Raw genomic sequence first — 22,087 nt, forward strand, 5'->3', positions numbered from 1 at the left:
AATGGAAAACTTGATCGAAAAAAAAGGAATAGTTTATCTGCTGAGACAGTCAAATTTTTCTCGTCTTCTGGTTGGAATTGCATTTTTTTTAAGTATCGTTGGAACAATTGCTAGTTTAATGCTTCCATTGATTATAAGAAATGTTATTGATAGTTTTTCTTATGAGAACATTGGAATGAAAGATTTCTTCATACTGGGAATGATATTGATAGTTCAATTAGTATTCAGTTATATTTCCAGTATCATCTTAGCTTTTCAGGGAGAAAAAATTGTTTCAGACACACGAATCACAATATGGCATAAATTATTAAGATTGAAAGTCAACTACTTTAATAGCCTAAGCTCTGGGGAACTGACTAGCTACTTGATCAATGATTCGGTTTCAATCAAAAACATGATTACAGTACAAATACCACTTTTTTTAAACAGTTGTATTACGTTAATTGGTTCTGTGATTATTTTGATTGCTATGGATGTACAAATGACAGTGCTTATTCTGTTAGTAGTCCCAACAATAGCATTAGTAACAATTCCTATAGGTAAAAGAATGTCTAAGCTATCCAGAAAGAATCAAGATCAGCTTGCTAACTTGACAGGATTTTCTAATCAGATATTAGGTGAAATAAAATTAGTTAAATCAGCAAATGCCGAAAAATTTGAAGAAGACCGAGGAGATGAAAAAATTAAAAGCTTGTTTAAAACAGGTTTTGCAGTTTCTAAACTTCAAGCGTTAATTACGCCAGTAATATTACTATTATTGATGGTTAGTTTCACGGGTGTACTTGCATTTGGACAATATCGTGTCGTACATGAAACACTCACCAGTGGAACGTTGATGGCATTCCTTTTATATATGTTTCAGTTGATAAATCCATTGTCTAACATTTCTTCTTTTTTTAATGCTATGCAGAGTACTCGGGGAGCAGTACAACGAGTTTTGGAAATTTTACGATGTGAGATAGAACCGTATGAAACTAGTGAAAATTTAGCAACTTTAGAGATTGAAAAACTATCATTTTTTGAGGTTACTTTTTGTTATCAAGAAGATAAAAAACCTACACTTGATAGCATATCTTTTCAAGCTGCAAAAGGAAAAAAAATCGCAATTGTTGGTCCCAGCGGCGCAGGAAAAACAACTATATTATCACTAATTGAAAGATTTTATGTTCCAAACTCAGGGAAAATTGCAACTCAATCAGGGGACATTAGCGAAATCCCACTTCAAAATTGGAGAGATAATCTAGCCTATGTTTCACAAGATACGCCAGTTCTTTCTGGAACATTGTATGAAAATCTCACCCATGGGATAAATCGGAAAGTAACTATTCAGGAGTGTAAGGAAGCACTAATCCAAACCAATCTATTAAATAGGCTTACCGAAAATACAGGTAATTTACAATTGGAAATTGAAGAAAGAGGAAAAAATTTATCTGGCGGAGAAAAGCAAAGAGTAGCGATTGCTAGAACTTTTCTTAAAGATGCACCTATCCTAATTTTTGATGAGGCTACTGCTAATTTAGATGCTGATTCTGAAAAGATAATTCAGAGTGCAATTAAAAAGTTATCTAAAGATAAAATTACAATTATTATTGCCCATAGACTTTCAACGATCATGGATTCAGATGAAATATTATTTCTTGAACATGGAAAAATAACCGGAAAAGGTAACCACTATGATTTACTTAAAAATCATGATACCTACAAGAGATATGTTGATAATCAATTCTTATCTAAAAGTAATATCAGTGTGAGTAATGTTGGATAAAAAACAAATTTTATGTTGAATTACGAAGTTTATTGTCCGTAACTTGATATAACTAATAAAACATATGGAGGTGCTAAAACAATGCAAGAAGTAACGGTACAATCTAGCGTTGCGCAACAACAAGATACCCCTAATGAACGAATTGGTATTGGAGCAATTTGTGGGGGGATTTGTTTAGGTGCAATCTGTGGATTATTATGCTAATATTTATTCTTTAAAATGGTACTGAGCGAGAAGTAGTGTGGTAGCTGTTATTACCGCACTACTTTTTTATAATTTATTGGAATTGTGACATATACAGGAGTTGTTTTCCAAATTTTTAAACTAACTTGAGAAACTAGTAAAGAAAAGCGTATTATAGATTCATGTATCGGAAATAATGATGAAATCAGCAAATTTGCATAACTATAATAAAAAGGACTTAGTTTTGATGGGAATTTTTCCAAAATTAAGTCCTTTTTATGTAGTTAAAACGGATATAATTATTTTAAGGAAGTAATCTAAAGATAACAAATTAGTTTTTGTTTGTTCTTATCCCCTATTGACTTTTCTTTCAAACATGCTATTCTAATTTTATTCTAATAGTATCCGATGAGAAGGAAAGTAGACAGGAAATGGTTCAAGAGAGGCTTTGGTTGGTGTAAAAAGCTAGAAGTTGACTGTCGAAAATGGCCTTAGAGGATTTTTTGTCGAAAGGTAGGCAAAAACGAACAGTCTTTCGTTACCAAGACCACTGATTTTATTGTCAGGCTGAGAGAAAGAATGTTTTTTCTGAAAAAAGGTGGTACCACGAGTATAGTCGTCCTTTTACTAGTATTTGCTAGTAAAAGGATTTTTTTTTACAAAAAAACAAAGAAAAGAGTGAGTGAAATGAGCAAAAACAAACCATTTACAGTAGATCATGTCGGAAGTTTCTTACGTCCGCAATCAATCAAAAAAGCAAGAAAAAAAGTTCAAGAAGGCTTACTTTCAAAAGAAGAACTTCGTACAATCGAAGATCAGGAGATAAAGAGATTAGTAGAAGATCAAAAAGCAGTGGGCATCAAAGGAATTACGGATGGCGAATTTCGGCGCGGATTTTGGCATCTAGATTTTTTAGAAGAACTAAATGGTATCGAAGGTTATGTTCCAGAAACTGGATATAATCAAACATTCCACGGGAAAGCAGCACCAGCTTATAATATTCGAGTAGTAGATAAATTATCTTTCAATCCAAACCACCCATTTTTAAAAGATTTTGCTTTTCTGAAAGAAGTAGTGGAAACAGATGATACTTTTGTTGCAAAAGCAACGATCCCTAGTCCCACGATGATTTTACGACAAGAGATTCTATCTAACGATGGTTCTTCAAAAATCAATGAGATCTATCCTGATCTATCTGATTTTTATGAGGACTTGTCATCTACTTACAAAGCAGCGATTCATGCTTTTTATGAAAAAGGTTGCCGTTACCTGCAATTCGATGATACAAATTGGGCGTTTCTAGCTGATCAAACTAAAAGAGAAACACTTCTTCAAAAAGGAATTGATCCGAAAGAAATGGCTCATATTTGTACAGAGATTATCAATAACGCACTGGAAGACAAACCAGAAGATTTGACGATCACGACACATATCTGCCGCGGGAATCACGCTTCTTCGTGGCTGTTCTCCGGTGGATATGAACCCATTGCAGAAGAGTTATTTTCAACGAATTATGATGGTTTCTTTTTGGAATACGATTCTGACCGAGCAGGTGATTTTACCCCTTTAAGACATTGGAATAATAAAGAAAGTAAAGTCGTTTTAGGATTAGTCACTTCTAAGTTTCCAGATTTGGAAGATACGGAGAAGATAAAAGAACGAATAAAAGAAGCACAACAATTTGTACCGTTGGAAAATCTAAGTATCAGTCCTCAATGTGGGTTTGCTTCAACAGAAGAAGGAAACCATTTAACAGAAGAAGAACAATGGAAGAAAATCCAATTATTGCAGCAAGTCGCAAAAGAAGTTTGGCTATAAAAAATGTAGTGTTCCAAAAAGCTAGATTTTTATGAAGTGGAGAAATCCACTTTTTTTATTTCCTGATCCTACATGTATGACCAATCGAATCCGATAAATCCTTCACTATATCTTTCATTTTCTATAAACCAAAAGGAAAAAAATGACCTTTCCCTCTTTTCAATAAAATGACATGGTAATCGACAAAAGAAAGGGAGAAGACTGTATGAATAGATATGAAATATTATCGAGATTTTTCAAAAAAAATAAGCGATATGATTTTGTGAGTCAAAGTAACGAAAGCCAACAGAAGCCAAATGCTCATTTTCAAGCAGTGGGATTTGATGTGAATATGGATCTGTTAAAAAAATTAGAACCTTACAGGAAATACTACGCGAAAGAAACTAGTCAGTCTAATTCGATAGAAGAATCATATAATCGGTTAGGCGCTATAGTAGAATCAGCACAAGTGACCTTGATGCCCTATTCTATCGATACTGTACCAGACGAATGTGTGGGGAATTTTAGAGAGGAGATGGTTAAGAAACTGAAAAATAAATTATATTTATCTGATTATCTTCATTATTGGTTGAATATAGAATCAGAAAAATTAAATTTCTTAAAAGTATCAAATACTAGTGGACCATTCGTTGAAGAATTAGAAAGAAAAGTCCAAATACGCTATAATCTTTTGATCAGTTGCCTTGATGGAAATCTCCCAAATAGAAAATTGAATGACGAAGTTATAGAAGAAATAATCAGTCGAATAGCCCCTCGTCATTATAAAATCAACGAGATGGTGGAAAAATATTATAAATATAGAAAAGCGGTTCTCAGCACACCAGTTCCTAGTATCACGGAACGTAAACCAATCGATTTAGCGAGATTAGAGGAATTAAAACAAACTTTATCAGATAAGAGAAAAACAGAAGAAAAATCCAAAAAGAGTGTTTTATTAGTTCCTAGTGCTGAGAAACTAAGATGATGCCTGATAATTTTATGAAAAGAAACGCCTAAAATAACCAAACTGTGGAATATTTAAACTTTCTTAAACTATAACCTAATAAATGTGAAGAAATAATGCACAATTTCTTCACATTTATCTTCTATTCTATATACATACCAACCAACAACCCTATATACTTTTTCATTTTTACTCCTCAAGTAAAAATAACTCCTAGACCGCGGCCACCCACCGCGGTCGTTTTTTTTATTCTTCAATCAAAATCGCTTTGATACCCAAACCTGACAAGATTCGTGCAGAAGTATAAGTATTCAATCCTCTTCTAAAAGTAATGTAAACTTTTTTATCTTTTGGGATTTCATTGATTCGATCTCGTAACTCATTCATTGGAATATTTTTTGTTGCCGAGATACTGCCAGAAGGTACTTTATTAGGTTCACGTATATCTAAAAAGAACGCTTCTTTCAAATCGTTTTCGGGTATATCACTTGCTTTGATCGTTTCTACGATATTTGTCATTTGATTGATTGCGACATAACCAGCTATATTCAACGGGTCACGGGTAGTAGAATACGGTGGAGAGTAAGGCAACTCCAAATCAGGCAAATCAAAGACTGTCAAGTTTCCGGTGATCGCTACAGAAAGTTCTCCCATCCGTTTGTCGACTCCCTTTTCTCCAAATGCTTGTCCACCTAAAATCCGACCGCTATCTGCATCAAAAATCAGCTTTAGATTTAATCTTGTAGCTTCTGGATAGAAATAGGCATGGTCAAAAGGAGTGATAAAAACAGTTTTATAATTTGTTATGCCTGATGCTTTTAATGCATGTTCTGTCATTCCCGCATAACTTGCTGTATGATCAAAGATTTTTGCGACACCCGCACCAATATATCCGCGATAGCGCATAGGCGTACCATTTAAAATATCTGCCAACATATGTCCTTGACGATTGGCCGCACTGGAAAGCATACTTTGGATCGGCTGACCAGTCACTACACTAGTCGTTTCGATAATATCGCCAATCGCATAGATGTCCGGCAGATTGGTTTGTAACTGGTCATCAACAATGATCTGGCCTGTATCTGATAATTGTATGCCGGCTGCTTTCACCACTTCATTATTCGGAGAAACACCAACAGCAAAGATTAGCATATCAGCAGAAAGGACGGAGCCATCTGATAATACTATTTCTCGACCTTTATCACGGATCTCAGTAACTCTTGTTTCTAAATGAACGGCTAATCCTTCTTTCAGCAATTTGTCATAAACTAAATCAGCAATTTCTGGATCATAAGGGAAAGCGACTTGTGGCAATTGATCGATTAAAGTCACGTCTAAGCCGCGATGCTTGAAATTCTCAGCTAATTCCAGACCCATAACACCTGCGCCAAGGATGACAACATGTTGTGGTTTTTTTTCTTCAAGAAACGATTTGATTCGATCCGCATCCGTCACACTACGGAGGACAAAGCCGTTTTCTGCTTCAAAAACTCCGGGAATATCCGGATAATCTGGTCTAGCACCAGAAGAGATGATCAACTTATCGTAATCTGTTTTTGTTTCTTCATTTGTGGATAGGTCTTTAACTGTTAATCGCTTAGTAGAAGGATCGATTGCTGTTACTTCGTGTTTAGTAAAGACATCGATGTTGTTTTTTGTTTTCAATATTTCTGGTGTACGTTCGATCAGCGAGTCACGGTCAGTGATCACACCTCCTAAATAATAAGGCAAAGCACAACTTGCATAAGAAATATTTTCTCCGCGTTCATAGATAATGATTTCGTGCGCTTCATTCAATCGACGGAAACGAGTGGCAAACGAAGGACCGCCAGCTACACCGCCAATGACAACAACTTTCATAAAAACATCTCCTTTTCTACGTTGATCGTACTATGTTATGGTAAAAAACAGCAAATAATTGTGCCGGAAAATTATTGTTTATTTTGTCAGTAGAGAAAAATAGTAAGAAAAAGAGAACGGTTTCGCTATGTTTCTGCATAAAAAAGAAAGAGGCTATGACAACAGTGCTGTCACAACCTCTTTCCATTGGCTTTTAATTCTCGTATTCTTCTAATTCCAAGCTTAGTTCTTCCCATTCCGTCAATTTTGTTTCTTGATCTTGTCTAGCAGCTTCTAAATCTTGGTTCAGCTCATTGAGTTTTACGTGATCTTCCAGATTTTCTGGTGCGACCATTTCTTGTTCCAACCGATCGATCCATTCATCGATCCGCGTCATTTCTTCTTCAACCTGAGTGATTTTTCGTTGAAGGCTACGGATAAGCTTTTGCTGTTCTTTGCTTTGGTAATAATCGGATTTATTCGTAGGAGCAGGAGCGGATTCTGGCTCATCTTGTGCCAATAATTCGGCGATTTCTTCTTCTTCCTGTTTCTTCTCTAAATAATAATCATAGTCTCCAAGATAGACTTTACTGCCATTTTCAGAGAGTTCGACGACTTTTGTCGCGATCCGATTGATGAAATATCGGTCATGGGAAACAAAAAGCAGTGTGCCGTCGTAATCGATCAATGCATTTTCTAATACTTCTTTGTTGTCAATATCTAAATGGTTTGTTGGCTCATCCAAAATCAAAAAATTTTCTTTGTTCATCGCTAATTTGGCTAAAGCAACCCGTGCTTTTTCACCGCCACTTAACAGAGGGATTGGTTTTTCTACATCTTCGCCAGAAAATAAGAAAGCACCTAAAGCACTTCGAATGTCTTTTTCAGGAGTGGTAGGATGCTCATCCCACAATTCTGCTAGAATCGTCTTGTTTGTATGCAGATCAGCTTGCCCTTGATCGTAATAGCCGATGGTGACATTTGTCCCTAGCGTTTCTTTGCCACGGATAAAAGGAATCTGGTGGATGATCGATTTCAGCAACGTTGATTTTCCGATACCATTCGGACCAACTAGAGCAATCGCTTCTTGACGACGGATATCCAAATTGATTGGTTCAGATAAGGTGACATCATCATATCCGATAGCGGCATCTTCGATTTGCAAGACAACATTTCCAGAAGGTTTTTCTATACTGAAAAAAAAGTTTGCTTGTTTCTCATCCCCTTGAGGACGATCCAGACGTTCCATTTTTTCTAATGTCTTTCTGCGACTTTGCGCCCGTTTAGTGGTAGAGGCACGAACAAGATTCCGAGCAACGAAGTCTTCTAATTTGTGGATCTCTGTCTGTTGCTTTTCATAAGCCTTCCATTCACTTGTCAGCTGTTCTGCTTTCAAGTCTAGATACTTCGAGTAGTTGCCTTTGTAATGGCGCATTTTTCTTCTGCTTAATTCATAGACTTCATTGACTACTTTATCTAAAAAATAACGGTCATGGGAAACAATCAGTAATGCACCGGTATAGCTTTGCAAATAATTTTCAAGCCAAGAAAGTGTCTCAATATCCAAGTGGTTCGTGGGTTCGTCTAGAATCAAAATGTCAGGGTGTTGTAAAAGCATGCGAGCTAGAGCTAAACGTGTACGCTGTCCACCTGATAAAGTATCGATTTTCTGGTCATAAAAGGAAGAATCGAATTTAAACCCATGCAATACGGAACGAATTTCATTTTCATAACCATAGCCGTTTCGATCCGAAAAATCGTGTTGCAGTCGATCATATTCTTTTAAATAAGAAGTATAAGCGGGTGTATCTGGCGTACCTTCGCTAATGAAAATCTCTAGTTCGCGCATCCGCTGTTCCATTTGTCTAACTTGTTCAAAAGCTTTCAGCATCTCGTTCCACACTGTTTCATTGGAATCAAGTCCTGTGTCCTGAGCGAGGTATCCGAGAGTCGCTGTTTTATTTTTAGCGATCTTTCCTTCATCTGGCGCTTCAATTCCAGCAATGATCTTGAATAAAGTTGATTTTCCGGCGCCATTTCTGCCAACTAAAGCGACACGAGCGCCTGTACTGATTTCTAAATGTATGTTTTCAAATAAGACTTCTGCACCAAAATGGCGAGCAATCTGATTGGCTTGTAATAATATCATGGAATCCTCTTTTCTACTTTGTGAATTCTCCTCAAATAAAAAACTATTTTTCAATTAGTAGTCTACCATAAATTCCATTATACTGCGAGATTTGCAGAAATGATAAATAAATGAATAAAGAATAAAATTTCACAATATCTGAGCAATGGAATTGATTTTTTCCTATAAATACTGCTATGATGGAGAAATCAAAGATGTAATTAGACAATACGTGGAGGTCATTTCGTGAAAGATCATATTATTCCAAAGGCGACAGCTAAAAGACTGCCTTTGTATTATCGTTATTTAAGGATTTTAAATAATGCTGGAAAGAAAAAAGTGTCTTCAACTGAATTAAGTGAAGCCGTTCAAGTAGATAGCGCAACGATCCGTCGAGATTTTTCTTATTTTGGCGAATTAGGAAAACGTGGGTATGGGTATGATGTAGAAGATCTTATGCACTTTTTTGCGAAGACATTAAATGATGATCAATTGACAAATGTTGCGCTGATTGGTGTAGGGAACTTGGGAAGTGCTTTACTAAAATATAAATTCCATCAAAGTAATAGCATACGTATCAGTTGTGCTTTTGATGTGAATGAAGAAATCGTTGGACGCATCGTAGATGGTATCCCCGTTTATCCAATGGAAGATATGTCGGAACAAATCAAGATCCAGCAAATCGAAGTAGCGATTTTAACGATTCCCGCTGAAAGAGCACAAGAAGTAGTCAATCAGTTAACGGAAGCAGGAATCAAAGGAATCTTGAACTTTACCGCTGCTCGATTGAATGCTCCGTCAGATGTATTGATCCAAAATGTTGATTTGACGAATGAATTGCAAACCTTGATCTATTTCTTGCATTCTGACGCAAATGCGCATTCCGAAAATACAGCAGAATAAAAATAAAAAGCGATTGAACAAATGAAGGCAAAACTTTCACTTGTTCAATCGCTTTTTTCTGTTTGGATAATGATTATTCTGTTCGAAAGATTTCTTCATAAGAAAGAGAGTCATCTTCTGCTGTCAGTTCATCTAGTAAATGACGGATTTTTTTAAAGTCGATGAACCGCGCTTGCCGAAAGACCTCTTTGCCTTGATGAAAAATCAGAACAACTGGCGCAGTCAGCACTTCAAATTTACTAGCTACTTCTGGTGTTTCAAATGCATCCAAATGAAGTGCCGGAATATCATAATGTGTGAGAAGTTCCTCTAGTCGTGGACGAACAGCGTGACAAACACTGCAATTAGGCATCGAAAGATAAACGATGGCAACGGATGATTGTTGCAGTATGTCTTGAACTTCAGACAAGTTAGTGGTTTGTTTCATTTTTATTCTCCTTTTTGTGATAGCAGTGATATGTACGAGTCCTTAATCTAATGGGAATAATAGAAAAAGTCAATTGAATTGCTTCGATAAAAAATAAGAGTTGTGTAAAAATTTACAGAGCAACTTGTTTTTTTTTGAATAAAAGCGTATATTTGCAAAGCGAATGAACTAGAAATGAAAAGGAGGAAACTCATGTTTTCTTTTATTCCCAATTCGGTTTTGCAGATGAGTACGATTTTCTTATCAATTGTTATCGAAGCATTACCCTTTGTACTATTAGGTTGTCTTATCTCAGGCGCCTTACAAGTATTTTTGACCCCAGAACGTGTGAAGCGATGGCTTCCTGAAAATCGTATATTCTCTATTTTTACTGGTTCGATCTTAGGATTTTTCTTTCCTTCATGTGAATGCGGCATCGTACCAATCGTTCATCAGTTTGTAAAAAAAGGCGTGCCGGTCCACACAGCATTTGCTTTTATGCTGACAGCGCCAATCATTAATCCCATTGTGATTTTTTCCACGTTTATCGCATTTGGCAATTCTTGGCAGATGGCAAGCTGGCGGGTGATGGGCAGCTTTTTTGTTGCCCTTGTGATTGGTGTCTGGCTTGCCTATTTTCAAAAAGACGCTGTATTGAAAGAAAAAATCTCCTCTAAAGTAGCAGAAGATCACCATCATCATGTGCATGAAGAAGAACACAGTGATAAGAATGAACCAAAAAATCGGCTGATCCATCAAACTGGGCATGTGTTGACACATTCAATCGATGAATTTTTTGATACAGGTCGTTATTTGATCATTGGTGGGTTAATCGCAGCTGCGATGCAGACTTATTTACCAACTAGAATGATGCTAACGCTCGGCTCAACAAAGATTTTAGCCATCATTATCATGCTGTTATTAGCTTTTACGATGTCTCTTTGTTCAGAGGCAGATGCGTTTATCGGGTCTTCTTTGTTAAGTCTGTTCGGCACAGCACCTGTAGCTGCCTTTTTGGTTTTTGGTCCAATGGTCGATATCAAAAATCTATTGATGATGAAACGATATTTTACAGGACGTTTTATTTTATCGCTGATCGGACTGATTGCCCTTAGCGTTGTTGGATTCACATTATTTATCTAGGAGGAAAAATATGCTGCGGTTTTTGATTTTATCTGGCTATTTCGAATTGATGATGTATTTGCAAGTTTCTGGCAAACTTGATCAATATATCAATGTCCATTATCGCTACTTAGCTATTCTTTCAATGATTTTATCTGCTCTTTTGGCTTTAGTTCAGCTGTATTTGTGGGTCAAAAACGGAAAAGCAGAGGAAAAGGCACACGAGCACGATCATGACCATGGGTTGTCAAAACCTTATCAACGTGGAATCGCTTATGTACTGCTTGCTTTGCCAGTGATCGTTGGTACGTTGTTTCCAACAGTTAGTCTGGATACTACGATCGTAGAAGCCAAAGGATTTAATTTTCCGGTAAGCAAAGAATCGGTAGGGGACCCAGAGATGCAGACGCAATACCTAAAGCCAGATACAAGTATTTATTTCAACAAATCAGACTATTTAGACCAAATGAATGAACTGAAAGAGAAGTATGGGGATAAGCAGACTATCGAGATCACAGATGAAAATTATTTAGAAGTCATGGAGCTGATCTATAATTACCCTAGCGAATTCATTGGCAAAAAAATCAGCTACGAAGGATTTGTTTACCAAACACCAAACGATAGCAATGAAGATATCTTCTTGTTCCGATTCGGTATTATCCATTGTGTGGCAGATTCAGGAGTCTTTGGATTGTTAACACATATGCCGGAAGGAGTAACGGTTAAAAACGATGAGTGGTATAAAATAGAAGGAACCATCCAATCGGACTATTATCAACCATTCAAGCGTGAAATTCCATCTGTAGTTGTGACAAACGCTGAGAAAGTCTCTGCTCCGAAAAATCAGTATGTGTATCGTTCTTTTTAAAAGAAAAAATAAATGAACATAGCTCAGACAGTTGACGTGTAAGGACGTCGGTTGTCTGGCTTTTTTTGTATGAGATATTTGGCTATTTGATATGTTTTGTAAAATGATATTTATTTTAGAAGTTGCATGCTGAATGTAGTTAATAGCGGTTTCAAAGGTGTTGGAAAAGATTGTGAAGAGAATTACAATTTATTCCTAAAATATATTTAGAAAAATGGTATGCAATAATTTAAATAGTAAAATATCAAGTGGAGGTACTTTGTATGATAACACGTATATTTATTTTGGATGACAGTTTGGTTTTTGAAAAAATGATAGAAGATATTTTAGAAGAATCCAGAAATTTACTGATTCCTTGGAATTTCGAGATAATCAAGGGATTGAACGTCATGCAGTTTGTTGAATTTGTCAAAAACAATGATATTCGTTCATCGGATATTTTTTTTCTTGATATCGATTTGAACGCTTATTACAGCGGGATTGAACTAGGAGAAATGCTTAGAGAAAAGAATGCGAAGTGTAGAATTGTTTATTTGACCTCTCATCCGAATAAAGCAATAGCTGTTATTAACCGAAATATTACGCCTAGCAGGTATTTGATAAAAGAATTCACTTATGAAAAAAATAAAAAAAACATCCAAAGTTACTTATTGAAAGAAAAAGAGAACGAGCCTGTTCAACAAGCAAACAAAAAAAAGTGGACGTCTGTTCGTTATGGCAATAGCGATCATTATATCCATTACGATGAAATTCTTTATCTAATGAGTATGCCAGGTTATAAAAATAAGATAGGCTTGGTATTGAAAGACGAAGAGGCACTCATAAACGGCACAATAAAAAAATATAAAAAAACACTGGAATATGAGTATTTATGTAAAGATTTAAAAGCCTACATCATTAATACTGAAAACATTGCATCTATTAACCGAGTAAATGAAGTAGTAACGTTTACGAATGGAGAACAACTAGAGATGGGTAAGAGAAGTATTGATAAACTAAAGAAATTTATTCAAGAAAAGATAAGGAATGAATCATTTTAAACAATTAAAAATAAAGGATCATATCTCACTTTTTAGTAAACAGACTTAAGTTAATCATGCAAGTTCCTTTTTCCATTTTGTTTGCTAATACTCAGACCAAGACGCTGCTTTCACCATTTCTACTAAACAGTGTTCCAGAAGTAGTTTCTTCGAAAAATAAGATAGGATTCACAAAAATTTAAGAAACCTTTTTCATGAATCCTGTCTTATTTCGTGAAGCTAATTATTTCTGTCATATCCTTTTCTTTGTTACATTTCGTTTATTTAAAAAGCCGTTTTTTTCGTTTCAACATGATGGCATCGCGCTTTACTTTGAAGTTGCGGATGTTATGGTTAAAGACTTCCGATAATACGAGACCTAAAGCAATTGCTCCAGCTATCATGATTGCTTGGACCGCATAATGAGCTGCTTCTTGATAGGATTCAGTAACGAGATTTCGAACCGCTTGATAAGCCAAACCACCAGGGACTAAAGGAACCATCCCAGGAATATTGAAAATCGTTACAGGCATTCTCAAACGTTTAGAGAAAAGATCACTGATGAATGCGACTCCTAAAGAGCCAAGCAATGACCCGAAAGCAGCAGATCCGCCCATTTGAACACAGATCCAGTAAATCATCCAGCCGAAAGCACCAGAAAGACCACAACAAATCAATGAACGCCTAGGGACATTTGTAACAATGGCAAATGCCGCAGTCGCTAAAAAACTAAAAGAAAATTGAATAAATAACGTGCCCATACTCGTGCTCCTTTCTTAATAAAAAAGCTGGAAAATAAAAGCAATCGCAAAACCGATCATCGTAGCAGTCATCATCGCTTCTGTTCCGCGAGAAACCCCTGACACATAATGGCCAGCTAGCAAATCACGGATAGCGTTCGTAATTTGAACCCCAGGAACCAAAGGCATCACACATCCGATAATAATTAAATCCTGATTGCTTCCTAAGCCAAAACGAACACTGTAGATAGCAGCTATGCCAATCAATAAAGAAGATAAAAATTCCGATAAAAATTTGATTCTAAAAAATTTCAAACTATACAGATAAACTGCGTATCCCCATCCACCAATAACTAAAGTCACAGGCAAATCGGTCATCTTTCCGCCGAATAACACCATGATTGTTCCACTGATAACTGCCGCACTAACGATCTGCAACCAGACAGGAAAGAACGAACGGTCTCGGTCGATTGCCTGCAATTCACTGTAAAGTTCTTCTAATGTTAGTTCTGAAGCAACATACTTACGTGAAAGATCATTCACTTTTACTACTTTTTCTAAATTAATCGAACGGTTGGTGATTTGTTCCATTCGAATGGTCGAGGTACGATCAAGACCAATAAAGAGACCAGTCTGCGTGACATAGCTGACCAAACGGAAATTTCCAGAAGCTAAAGCAATTCGACTCATCGTATCTTCTACTCGATACATCTCTGCATTGCTTTCCATCATGATTTTCCCAGCGAGTAGACAAGTGTCTAGCAGCAGATCTAATTCTTTTCCCGTCATAGCATCTTCTCCAATAATTGATTGATTAGTTTTATTTTACTACAAAACATATCGGAAGCGTAAAGAATAAAAAAACTTGAGGAAGGAGTAAAAGAGGCGTATACTATTTTTGTATCGCGGGTGTAGTTTAGTGGTAAAATCCCAGCTTCCCAAGCTGATGTCGCGGGTTCGATTCCCGTCACCCGCTTAAAAGAGGGTGTGAAATCAACGTATTGTCTTGATTATGAAAAAATTTTAATGATAATAAATACCTCACAGATAGAGTTGTGAACGATTAGAGACGAGGAATCCGTCTCTTTTTTGTGTTTTAAGCCGTCTAAAAACTGGTTTTATTTTTTTACTGTTTCTATTTCTTTCCAGTATTTATTTATAGGGGAACATATGTTAAGATTTAGGGAGCTGTTAGTAAAGGAGTAAAGAAATGAGCAAAAAAACAACCAAGGCGATCGTGGGGATCGTCGCTGCTGTCATTGCAGGGGCACTCGGTATTTCCACCACACAAAAAGATTCAGATATCTTCCAACAAATTACAACTATTTTTGATTCCACACCGCAAGCTTCTCAAGTAGCGGATGTACCAGAATATGATGGAAAACATCAAGAAATAGAAATCAATGGGAATCAGCCGGAGTTTACAAAAGAGGATCTTAGTCTTTCCAAAGGGACATGGGAAAGCTATTCAAATATAGACAAATTGAACAGAGTAGGACAAGCCAATGCGATGTTGGGAAAAGACTTGTTTCCTACTGAAAAGAGAGAACCTTTGTATATTGATCCGACAGGTTGGAAACAAAAGAAGTTAAGTGACGGACAATGGTTATACAACCGCAGCCATTTGATTGGTTTCCAGTTGACTGGTCAAAATAATAACATTAAAAACTTAATGACAGGGACACGTTCGTTGAATGCTCCGTACATGCTTGCCCACGAAAATGATATTGCGGCATATATCAAAGAAACAAATCATCATGTACGCTATCGTGTCACTCCTCATTTCGAGGGAAATGAACTGGTAGCAAGAGGTGTGCAGTTGGAAGCAGAAAGTATTGAAGACAAAAAAATTGAATTCAATGTCTTTATCTACAATGTTCAAGATGGCTACACCATCAATTATGAGACAGGGCAAGCAATGAAAACGAAAAACTAGTAGCAGCAATTCGAATTTTTTATGAACTTTATGAAAAAAATGTGTAAAAACATACTTTCAAAGAAATATAGCGTATACTTTATGGAAAGAGGGCTTTTGAAAAAGCCACAGAAAAAAGGAAAAATCAGACAAATCATGTTTCTTAATTTATTCAGAAGTTTGGAATATTTGTTTGTAGTTTTCCCTTTCTTCGAGTAAAATAAGGGTGTAGAAGGTAAGCTGGAATTACCTTGCGGGAAAGAGGTGTAGAATCATGGGTTTTACAGATGAAACCGTACGTTTTGGTTTTGACGATAGTCGCAAAAAAGAAGTGAGCGAAACATTAGCGATTGTTTATCGGGCTTTGGAAGAAAAAGGCTACAATCCAATCAATCAGATTGTCGGCTACTTGCTTTCTGGAGACCCGGCCTACATTCCTCGTTATCGTGATGCACGAAATTTGATTCGCCGTCACGAACGCGATGAAATCATGGAAGTAATTGTCAAAGACTACCTCTCAAATCATGGAGTGAATTTATGAGAGTAATGGGCTTGGATGTCGGTTCTAAGACAGTAGGCGTTGCTGTGAGCGATCCCTTTGGCTGGACAGCTCAAGGTGTAGAAATCATTCGAATCAATGAAGCAGAAGAAGAGTTTGGCTTTGATCGGTTGAAGGAATTAGTGGCGCAGTACGAAGTAGACCGTTTTGTAGTTGGATTACCTAAGAATATGAACAATTCCATCGGACCAAGGGCAGAAGCTTCCATGTTATATGGAGAGAAGATCAAAGAACTATTCTCCTTGCCGGTTGATTATCAAGATGAACGACTAACCACTGTTCAGGCAGAACGTATGCTAGTAGAGCAGGCAAATACTTCAAGAGCGAAACGAAAAAAAGTCATCGATAAATTAGCAGCTGTGATGATTTTACAAAATTATTTAGACGGCTCAGGTAAGCAATTATTTTAATAATAAAAAGAAAAGAGGTAATCTTATGACAGAACATAACCATTCCCACGAACACGAAGGACACGAACACATCACATTGGTGGATGACCAAGGAAATGAAACATTATACGAAATCTTGCTAACAGTTGACGGACAAGAAGAATTTGGACGTAACTATGTTCTTTTATATCCAGCTGGTGTTTCAGAAGATGAAGATGTAGAATTACAAGCTTATGCATACATCGAAAATGAAGATGGAACAGAAGGCGAGTTAGAACAAATCGAAACAGACGCAGAATGGGATATGATCGAAGAAGTATTCAATACATTTATGGCTGAAGAAGAATAGAACGAAAGAATGAATGAATAAGATATAAAAAAAGGGATTGTGACAAACGTCTTGTCACAATCCCTTTTTCCAAATAAACGATGTTCAATCAGTTGCTCCTCGGCATTCGCTCGAAAAACGGCGAAATATGAAGAACTATTTTGCCGTTTGTTTCTCTAATAATCAGGTCAAAACACTGATTTCGCAGCCTCTTCTTTAAACGGTGTTCTCCTACCAACTCCTCGGTCACAATATTCATCAAACATGAGAAGCTTTTTTTGAAATTGTTCCTTGTAACTCGGAGCTGAACGGCAGGCTCACGACCTCTTTCTTAAACGGTGTTCAAAAGCTTGCATCTGCGGTAATAAGCCCAACCAAACGAAAAATAGGAGGAGCTATTTTTGTTTGGCTGTTCTTATTACTTGATGCAGGACAGCTTTTTCAGAACCTCTTTTCGTTTAGCACTAAATTTCCTTAAAAAGTAGAAAAGCTTTCGAAGCCTCGTTTGTTTCTTTTACTGTATAATAAAAGAAAAGAGTAAAAATCGCCAAAAGAAATAAACAAGAGAAAGGAAATACAAGATGATTGGTCTGATTTATTTTGTGGTGATCGTTCTGGCGAATACAGTTGGCGCTATTTCCGGGATGGGTGGAGGCGTGTTGATCAAACCGATCCTTGATCTTATCGGTGCCCATTCTGTTGCAGGGATTTCTTTTTACTCAACAGTTGCGGTATTCACGATGTCCATTGTTTCGACTGTGCGACAAGTATCAAGCGGGAAATCACTGAATTGGCAGATTGTCGGTTGGGTATCTAGTGGAGCTGTTGTTGGAGGAGTAGTCGGCAACATTGTATTCGAAGTTTTTTTACAGTTATTTGAAAACGAGAAGCATGTGCAGCTGATCCAAATTTTTTTGACGGTATTGACCTTGGTTTTTGCGTTCTTCTACACCAAGCATCATCAGCCAAAATTTCATTTGACGTCATGGACTTGGTACCTTATATGTGGGGTGGTTCTGGGCTTTTTAGCTAGCTTTTTAGGTATTGGTGGTGGACCAGTCAATGTTTCTTTGTTGATGCTGATGTTTGCATTGCCAATAAAAGAAGCAACACTATATTCTCTATCTACGATTTTCTTTTCTCAACTGGCAAAATTGGTAACGATTGCTTTAACAAGTAGCTTTATGCGCTTTGATTTATCTATGTTGTTTTATGTTATCCCCGCTGCTGTTATTGGAGGTTTGTGGGGAGCAAGATTTAGCAGGATTTTGTCTCCAAAAAAAGTGACCTTTATTTTTCAAGCGATTGTCATCGTGGTTCTTTTGATCAATCTTTACAATGCTTTCGTCATCTTGCAAACATTAGAAGGATCTGGATTCAAGCAAGTCAAAATCACTGAAAAGTCTTTTTTTAAATGAAAAAAGGAGTATACTGTGATAAAAAAATTCATTTAAAAAAATAAAAATTGGCTGGTGATTTGGATGTTGCGGGAAATGTGTTTAGGAGATGCAGAAGCACTACGAGAAATCAATGCGGAACAATTAGGGTATGATGTACCATTAACCGTTACGATGAGACAAATGAAGAAACTGTTGAAGGAGCCAGAAAAAAATTTTTTTTTGGTTTATGAAGATCCTATTTCTAAAAAAGCAGCTGGCTATGTACATGCGGAGTCCTATGAATCGATTTTCAGCGATCCGATGTTCAATATTATGGCACTTGCTGTGTCTAAACATGCTGAAAAAAGAGGAATCGGAAAGGCCTTGATGACTGGCGTAGAAGAAGAAGCGAAAAGACGAGGAATATCAGCAATAAGACTTAATTCTGCAGAATACAGAGTAGAAGCACACCGATTATATGAACACATCGGTTATCATTCCGATAAAATGCAAAAAAGATTTTTGAAAATCCTGTAAATTTTTATCAAAAAATACCTGGTCATCAAGCCGATACTTGATGATCAGGTATTTTTTTGACTAAGAAAGTAATTGCATCAAGAAACCTGAGATGATCAAAACGATGGCACCACCAAGCCGATTGCCCATTTGAGCAAAAGCAATAAGTTCCATCCGATTAGCTGCAGATAAGACAGCTACATTTCCTGTACCACCCATCGAGTTGTTGCATAAGCCAGCAGTAATAGTTGATTCGATTGGATATAAACCAAACAAACGACCGACAAATCCTGATACCACTGAAATCGCGATAACACTTGTCAAACATAAGACAACAAATTGCCATGTCAAAGCAGAAGCCAATACATTCAGATTTAATAACGCAATACCGATACCGGCAAGAACAGCTGCTGTCAAGTTTTTGACAATCAAGTTGTTGAACATGATAGCTGCATCTTCGTAATATTCTGGTAATAGGTTTGCGATTTTGCAGATAACAACGATAATGATCATGAATGCGTACGCATGGACTTTAGGAACAAAATAGTTACCGATTTGTCCTAAGATGAAGAAAGTCAATGATACCATCAGACCAACACCTAATTGTGGAATGGAAGGTTTTACATTTCTAGGTTTTCCATCGCCAAGGTCGCCTTTTTCCATTAATTTACCATTACCGTTGAATTTTGGCATTGATTGTCCCGCACGAGCAACTAACGCTGCACCAATGATAGCTAGGACATTTGTCATTGCTGTCGCAGGAATCAGGCGGGAAATGATAGAAGAAGCGTCCGTACCTAAAACATTTGCATAAATTGTTGATAAAGGTACAGCTCCGGCTCCAACACCACCAGCCATTGCGGGCAATGAGATATATAAAACGGAATTTGCAAAACCATTTCCGATAAGCATACCTACGAGTCCTACGGCAAAAAAGGAGACGACCATTGAAATAAGTGCAACAGGAATAAAACGAACAGAAGCTTTCATCAATAGATTACGGTTCATACCGAGGATGCTACCAGTAATCAAGGCAGCAATATAAAAGTCTAAAAAGCCCATATTGCTGACAAAGTTTTCTGTGGATTTCACTACATACTCAGGTAAGATCCCAAATGTAGCGATTGCAGCAGAGGCAAAGATCGCAAAGACGGAGCCACCACCTAAATAACTTTTGACGATAGGGATTTTTGTCCCGATAAAATGAAATAAATTACCGAAAATGACCAAAACAGCGATTGGGCCAATCATATTCGTCGGTAATTTTCCTAAAGCCATTGCAATGATTAGGACAAGGACCATGATCAAATAAAGGGGCAAACTTACGCCGGTAATTTTTGTTGACCAAAATCCTTCTTTTTTCTTTTCCTCAACTGCAGTTGCAGTTGTTGTTTTTTGTGCCATTTTTACAGATCCTTTCTTATTCTGTATTGTATGAAAAAAGCCAAAGAGAAGCGGCAAAAGAGCAGTAGTTGGCTGGCTGCTCTTTTGCCGCAGTCGCTTTTTTCTTTTTAGACGTCATACAAAGTTTCTGTATGTTCTTTTACTATAACAATCTTAATCTTCTAAAGATTTATATTCAGGAACCCATTTAGCAGATTCAACTGCTTCTTTGATATCCGTAATTTCTTCACGATTCAATTTTTGTGCAACAACTGATTTTGCGACAGTTTCAGCAATCGTTTGAGAGAATTCAGTGATTTTTGCTACTGGAGGCAAGATAGCTGCTCCTGGTTTTGTTACATCAACGATTCCGCCTAATGCTCGACTAGCTTGAGAAATGATTTCAGCATTTACTCGTGTAGCTGTTGAAGCAATCAAACCAAGCCCTAATCCTGGGTACATCAACGCATTATTTGCTTGACCGATTTGGTAAGTTACACCGTTATATTCCACATCAGCAGCAGGGATACCAGTTCCAACTAAAGCTTTTCCGTCCGTCCATTCAATCAAATCTTTTGCTTTTGCTTCTGCCAATTTTGTTGGATTAGACAAAGGCATGATGATTGGACGTGGGGTATGAGCCGCCATTTCTTTCACGATTTCTTCAGTGAATGCTCCAGGTTGGGTAGAAGTACCAATCATGATCGTTGGATGGATTTCTTTTACAACTGCTTCTAAGTTTGTCAATTCATCAGCATTAGTGAATTCTGAGCGTTTACGAGCGAATGGGATTTGACCAGGAGTCAATCCTTTTGTATCTTCAAACAATAAACCTTGTTTATCTACTTGATAGAAATGTTGGCGTGCTTCTTCTTCAGGTACACCTTGACGGATCATTTCATCTAAAAGGATGTTTGCGATACCTACACCAGCAGTACCAGCACCAAATGTCAAGATTGTTTGATCTTTCAATTGCTCACCTGATATATTCAATCCACCTAATACACCAGCTAGTACAACGATTCCTGTGCCTTGGATATCATCATTGAAAGTAGTGATTTTATCTTCGTATTTTTCTAAGATCGTTGCAGCATTTCCTCGTCCAAAATCTTCCCAATGTAATAACAATTCTGGGAATAATTCAGTAGCTGATTGAACGAATTGATCGATGAATTCGTAGTAAGTTTCGCCTTCTACACGAGCATGACGATTCCCTAAGTATAATGGATTATTCAATAATTCTTCGTTATTAGTACCAGCGTCGATCGATACAGGTAAGACCTGTGCAGGATTGATACCAGCCGCAGCAGTATAGACCATCAATTTACCGATAGCGATGTCAACACCGTTCACACCCCAGTCACCCATACCTAAGATTCCTTCTGCATCTGTCACAACGATCAAACGAATGTCGCGTCCATCTGCTGCGTTTTTCAAACTTGCTTTGATGTTTTCTGGTTCGTCGATTGAAAGAAATGCAGCATCTTGTGGTTTCAAGAAAATTTCGTTGTATTGTTCGATTGAATCCGCAACGACAGGATCATAAACGACAGGCATGAATTCAACTAAATGTTCGCCCATCAATTTATAAAACAATGTCCGGTTCGTATTGAATAGATTCATTAAGAAGATACGTTTTTCCAAATCGGTCTGTTTGCTTAAGTATTGACCGTAAGCTTGGACAGATTGTTGTTCCAATGTTTGGACAGTACTTGGAAGCATACCAGTGATTCCGTATTTTGCCCGTTCTTCTTTTGTAAAAGCTGTTCCTTTATTTAGAAAAGGATTATTTAATAAGTTTAACCCTGTAAGCATGAATGATTCCTCCTAAGTTTTAATACAAACGAAGTATAGGAGTCAGATGAGGATATAGTCAAAAAGAGC

At 37.0% G+C, this 22,087-nt stretch carries 21 protein-coding genes, 1 tRNA gene and 1 other annotated feature; of the genes, 15 read left to right on the forward strand and 7 right to left on the reverse strand.

All coding sequences use genetic code 11. The annotated features are described in order from the left end of the window. Position 1: 1 nt before the first annotated feature. From OZZ83_RS11640 to OZZ83_RS11655, 4 genes are all read left to right on the forward strand, one after another. Positions 2-1,765, forward strand: a complete 1,764-nt coding sequence (locus OZZ83_RS11640; RefSeq protein WP_278023372.1) for an ABC transporter ATP-binding protein — start codon at positions 2-4, stop codon at positions 1,763-1,765. Between the two features lie 81 nt (positions 1,766-1,846). Continuing rightward, on the forward strand, positions 1,847-1,969 hold the full coding sequence (locus OZZ83_RS11645; protein WP_002316446.1) for a hypothetical protein: 123 nt from the start codon (positions 1,847-1,849) through the stop codon (positions 1,967-1,969). A 378-nt stretch (positions 1,970-2,347) separates the two neighbouring features. Further along, positions 2,348-2,575: a binding site (T-box leader), on the forward strand. A 60-nt stretch (positions 2,576-2,635) separates the two neighbouring features. After that, entirely contained in the window at positions 2,636-3,766 is a 1,131-nt protein-coding gene (locus OZZ83_RS11650; RefSeq protein ID WP_002345295.1) for a 5-methyltetrahydropteroyltriglutamate--homocysteine S-methyltransferase, read from the forward strand. A gap of 205 nt (positions 3,767-3,971) precedes the next feature. Then, the gene (locus tag OZZ83_RS11655) at positions 3,972-4,730 is read left to right on the forward strand and encodes a hypothetical protein (RefSeq protein WP_230309691.1); all 759 of its coding nucleotides are present in this window, start codon (positions 3,972-3,974) and stop codon (positions 4,728-4,730) included. A 225-nt stretch (positions 4,731-4,955) separates the two neighbouring features. Here the strand turns inward: OZZ83_RS11655 and OZZ83_RS11660 are convergent, their stop codons facing one another. Both OZZ83_RS11660 and OZZ83_RS11665 read right to left on the reverse strand, forming a co-directional pair. Beyond that, complete coding sequence (locus OZZ83_RS11660; protein ID WP_073490265.1) at positions 4,956-6,569, reverse strand: FAD-dependent oxidoreductase; 1,614 nt, start codon at positions 6,567-6,569, stop codon at positions 4,956-4,958. A gap of 193 nt (positions 6,570-6,762) precedes the next feature. Then, the gene (locus OZZ83_RS11665; RefSeq protein WP_325066068.1) at positions 6,763-8,697 is read right to left on the reverse strand and encodes an ABC-F family ATP-binding cassette domain-containing protein; all 1,935 of its coding nucleotides are present in this window, start codon (positions 8,695-8,697) and stop codon (positions 6,763-6,765) included. Between the two features lie 225 nt (positions 8,698-8,922). Here OZZ83_RS11665 and OZZ83_RS11670 point away from each other — a divergent pair, with 225 nt between their 5' ends. Next, the gene (locus tag OZZ83_RS11670; RefSeq protein WP_002287746.1) at positions 8,923-9,579 is read left to right on the forward strand and encodes a redox-sensing transcriptional repressor Rex; all 657 of its coding nucleotides are present in this window, start codon (positions 8,923-8,925) and stop codon (positions 9,577-9,579) included. A gap of 73 nt (positions 9,580-9,652) precedes the next feature. Here OZZ83_RS11670 and OZZ83_RS11675 read toward each other — a convergent pair whose 3' ends face one another. Further along, positions 9,653-10,006 carry a thioredoxin family protein gene (locus OZZ83_RS11675; protein WP_278023370.1) on the reverse strand — a complete coding sequence of 118 codons (354 nt, stop codon included), beginning with the start codon at positions 10,004-10,006 and terminating at the stop codon, positions 9,653-9,655. 192 nt (positions 10,007-10,198) lie between these two features. On the opposite strand from OZZ83_RS11675, the gene OZZ83_RS11680 reads away from it, so the two are divergent. The 3 genes from OZZ83_RS11680 to OZZ83_RS11690 all read left to right on the forward strand — a co-directional run bounded on the left by OZZ83_RS11680 (position 10,199) and on the right by OZZ83_RS11690 (position 13,015). Continuing rightward, positions 10,199-11,128 (forward strand): permease, encoded by a 930-nt coding sequence (locus tag OZZ83_RS11680; RefSeq protein WP_002312183.1) that lies wholly within the window; start codon positions 10,199-10,201, stop codon positions 11,126-11,128. A gap of 10 nt (positions 11,129-11,138) precedes the next feature. After that, the gene (locus OZZ83_RS11685) at positions 11,139-11,975 is read left to right on the forward strand and encodes a TIGR03943 family putative permease subunit (protein ID WP_002334887.1); all 837 of its coding nucleotides are present in this window, start codon (positions 11,139-11,141) and stop codon (positions 11,973-11,975) included. A 263-nt stretch (positions 11,976-12,238) separates the two neighbouring features. Further along, complete coding sequence (locus OZZ83_RS11690) at positions 12,239-13,015, forward strand: LytR/AlgR family response regulator transcription factor (protein WP_278023369.1); 777 nt, start codon at positions 12,239-12,241, stop codon at positions 13,013-13,015. Between the two features lie 260 nt (positions 13,016-13,275). Here the strand turns inward: OZZ83_RS11690 and OZZ83_RS11695 are convergent, their stop codons facing one another. Both OZZ83_RS11695 and OZZ83_RS11700 read right to left on the reverse strand, forming a co-directional pair. Then, positions 13,276-13,755, reverse strand: a complete 480-nt coding sequence (locus OZZ83_RS11695) for a threonine/serine exporter family protein (protein ID WP_002308447.1) — start codon at positions 13,753-13,755, stop codon at positions 13,276-13,278. Between the two features lie 15 nt (positions 13,756-13,770). Next, positions 13,771-14,523, reverse strand: coding sequence for a threonine/serine exporter family protein (locus OZZ83_RS11700; RefSeq protein ID WP_002308449.1), 753 nt, complete (start codon positions 14,521-14,523; stop codon positions 13,771-13,773). A 116-nt stretch (positions 14,524-14,639) separates the two neighbouring features. Here OZZ83_RS11700 and OZZ83_RS11705 point away from each other — a divergent pair. The 7 genes from OZZ83_RS11705 (at position 14,640) to OZZ83_RS11735 (ending at position 18,841) form a co-directional block, all read left to right on the forward strand. Then, positions 14,640-14,710, forward strand: a tRNA-Gly gene (locus OZZ83_RS11705). 234 nt (positions 14,711-14,944) lie between these two features. Then, complete coding sequence (locus OZZ83_RS11710; protein WP_002313453.1) at positions 14,945-15,670, forward strand: DNA/RNA non-specific endonuclease; 726 nt, start codon at positions 14,945-14,947, stop codon at positions 15,668-15,670. 253 nt (positions 15,671-15,923) lie between these two features. Beyond that, positions 15,924-16,190 carry an IreB family regulatory phosphoprotein gene (locus tag OZZ83_RS11715; protein ID WP_002290885.1) on the forward strand — a complete coding sequence of 89 codons (267 nt, stop codon included), beginning with the start codon at positions 15,924-15,926 and terminating at the stop codon, positions 16,188-16,190. After that, positions 16,187-16,618 (forward strand): Holliday junction resolvase RuvX, encoded by a 432-nt coding sequence (ruvX, locus tag OZZ83_RS11720; RefSeq protein WP_002320247.1) that lies wholly within the window; start codon positions 16,187-16,189, stop codon positions 16,616-16,618. The genes OZZ83_RS11715 and ruvX overlap by 4 nt, the downstream gene beginning before the upstream one ends. A 25-nt stretch (positions 16,619-16,643) precedes the next feature. Then, the gene (locus tag OZZ83_RS11725) at positions 16,644-16,946 is read left to right on the forward strand and encodes a DUF1292 domain-containing protein (protein ID WP_002295049.1); all 303 of its coding nucleotides are present in this window, start codon (positions 16,644-16,646) and stop codon (positions 16,944-16,946) included. Between the two features lie 560 nt (positions 16,947-17,506). Further along, complete coding sequence (locus tag OZZ83_RS11730) at positions 17,507-18,343, forward strand: sulfite exporter TauE/SafE family protein (protein ID WP_002313455.1); 837 nt, start codon at positions 17,507-17,509, stop codon at positions 18,341-18,343. 63 nt (positions 18,344-18,406) lie between these two features. Continuing rightward, entirely contained in the window at positions 18,407-18,841 is a 435-nt protein-coding gene (locus tag OZZ83_RS11735; protein WP_278023390.1) for a GNAT family N-acetyltransferase, read from the forward strand. A 60-nt stretch (positions 18,842-18,901) separates the two neighbouring features. Here the strand turns inward: OZZ83_RS11735 and OZZ83_RS11740 are convergent, their stop codons facing one another. Together OZZ83_RS11740 and OZZ83_RS11745 are read right to left on the reverse strand one after the other, a co-directional pair. Beyond that, entirely contained in the window at positions 18,902-20,224 is a 1,323-nt protein-coding gene (locus OZZ83_RS11740; protein WP_002308483.1) for a 2-hydroxycarboxylate transporter family protein, read from the reverse strand. Between the two features lie 153 nt (positions 20,225-20,377). After that, positions 20,378-22,018: a malolactic enzyme gene (locus tag OZZ83_RS11745; RefSeq protein ID WP_002308484.1), complete on the reverse strand. Its 1,641-nt coding sequence runs from the start codon at positions 22,016-22,018 to the stop codon at positions 20,378-20,380. Positions 22,019-22,087 lie beyond the last annotated feature (69 nt).

This window comes from Enterococcus sp. E5-162 (assembly GCF_035725965.1).
Lineage (GTDB): Bacteria > Bacillota > Bacilli > Lactobacillales > Enterococcaceae > Enterococcus_B > Enterococcus_B lactis.

Bases quoted from the DNA above. Each gene is read 5' to 3' on its own strand.
- OZZ83_RS11640 (WP_278023372.1), top strand. From the start codon at position 2: ATGGAAAACTTGATCGAAAAAAAAGGAATAGTTTATCTGCTGAGACAG.
- OZZ83_RS11645 (WP_002316446.1), top strand. From the start codon at position 1,847: ATGCAAGAAGTAACGGTACAATCTAGCGTTGCGCAACAACAAGATACC.
- OZZ83_RS11650 (WP_002345295.1), top strand. From the start codon at position 2,636: ATGAGCAAAAACAAACCATTTACAGTAGATCATGTCGGAAGTTTCTTA.
- OZZ83_RS11655 (WP_230309691.1), top strand. From the start codon at position 3,972: ATGAATAGATATGAAATATTATCGAGATTTTTCAAAAAAAATAAGCGA.
- OZZ83_RS11660 (WP_073490265.1), bottom strand. From the start codon at position 6,569: ATGAAAGTTGTTGTCATTGGCGGTGTAGCTGGCGGTCCTTCGTTTGCC.
- OZZ83_RS11665 (WP_325066068.1), bottom strand. From the start codon at position 8,697: ATGATATTATTACAAGCCAATCAGATTGCTCGCCATTTTGGTGCAGAA.
- OZZ83_RS11675 (WP_278023370.1), bottom strand. From the start codon at position 10,006: ATGAAACAAACCACTAACTTGTCTGAAGTTCAAGACATACTGCAACAA.
- OZZ83_RS11680 (WP_002312183.1), top strand. From the start codon at position 10,199: ATGTTTTCTTTTATTCCCAATTCGGTTTTGCAGATGAGTACGATTTTC.
- OZZ83_RS11685 (WP_002334887.1), top strand. From the start codon at position 11,139: ATGCTGCGGTTTTTGATTTTATCTGGCTATTTCGAATTGATGATGTAT.
- OZZ83_RS11690 (WP_278023369.1), top strand. From the start codon at position 12,239: ATGATAACACGTATATTTATTTTGGATGACAGTTTGGTTTTTGAAAAA.
- OZZ83_RS11695 (WP_002308447.1), bottom strand. From the start codon at position 13,755: ATGGGCACGTTATTTATTCAATTTTCTTTTAGTTTTTTAGCGACTGCG.
- OZZ83_RS11700 (WP_002308449.1), bottom strand. From the start codon at position 14,523: ATGACGGGAAAAGAATTAGATCTGCTGCTAGACACTTGTCTACTCGCT.
- OZZ83_RS11710 (WP_002313453.1), top strand. From the start codon at position 14,945: ATGAGCAAAAAAACAACCAAGGCGATCGTGGGGATCGTCGCTGCTGTC.
- OZZ83_RS11715 (WP_002290885.1), top strand. From the start codon at position 15,924: ATGGGTTTTACAGATGAAACCGTACGTTTTGGTTTTGACGATAGTCGC.
- ruvX (WP_002320247.1), top strand. From the start codon at position 16,187: ATGAGAGTAATGGGCTTGGATGTCGGTTCTAAGACAGTAGGCGTTGCT.
- OZZ83_RS11725 (WP_002295049.1), top strand. From the start codon at position 16,644: ATGACAGAACATAACCATTCCCACGAACACGAAGGACACGAACACATC.
- OZZ83_RS11730 (WP_002313455.1), top strand. From the start codon at position 17,507: ATGATTGGTCTGATTTATTTTGTGGTGATCGTTCTGGCGAATACAGTT.
- OZZ83_RS11735 (WP_278023390.1), top strand. From the start codon at position 18,407: ATGTTGCGGGAAATGTGTTTAGGAGATGCAGAAGCACTACGAGAAATC.
- OZZ83_RS11740 (WP_002308483.1), bottom strand. From the start codon at position 20,224: ATGGCACAAAAAACAACAACTGCAACTGCAGTTGAGGAAAAGAAAAAA.
- OZZ83_RS11745 (WP_002308484.1), bottom strand. From the start codon at position 22,018: ATGCTTACAGGGTTAAACTTATTAAATAATCCTTTTCTAAATAAAGGA.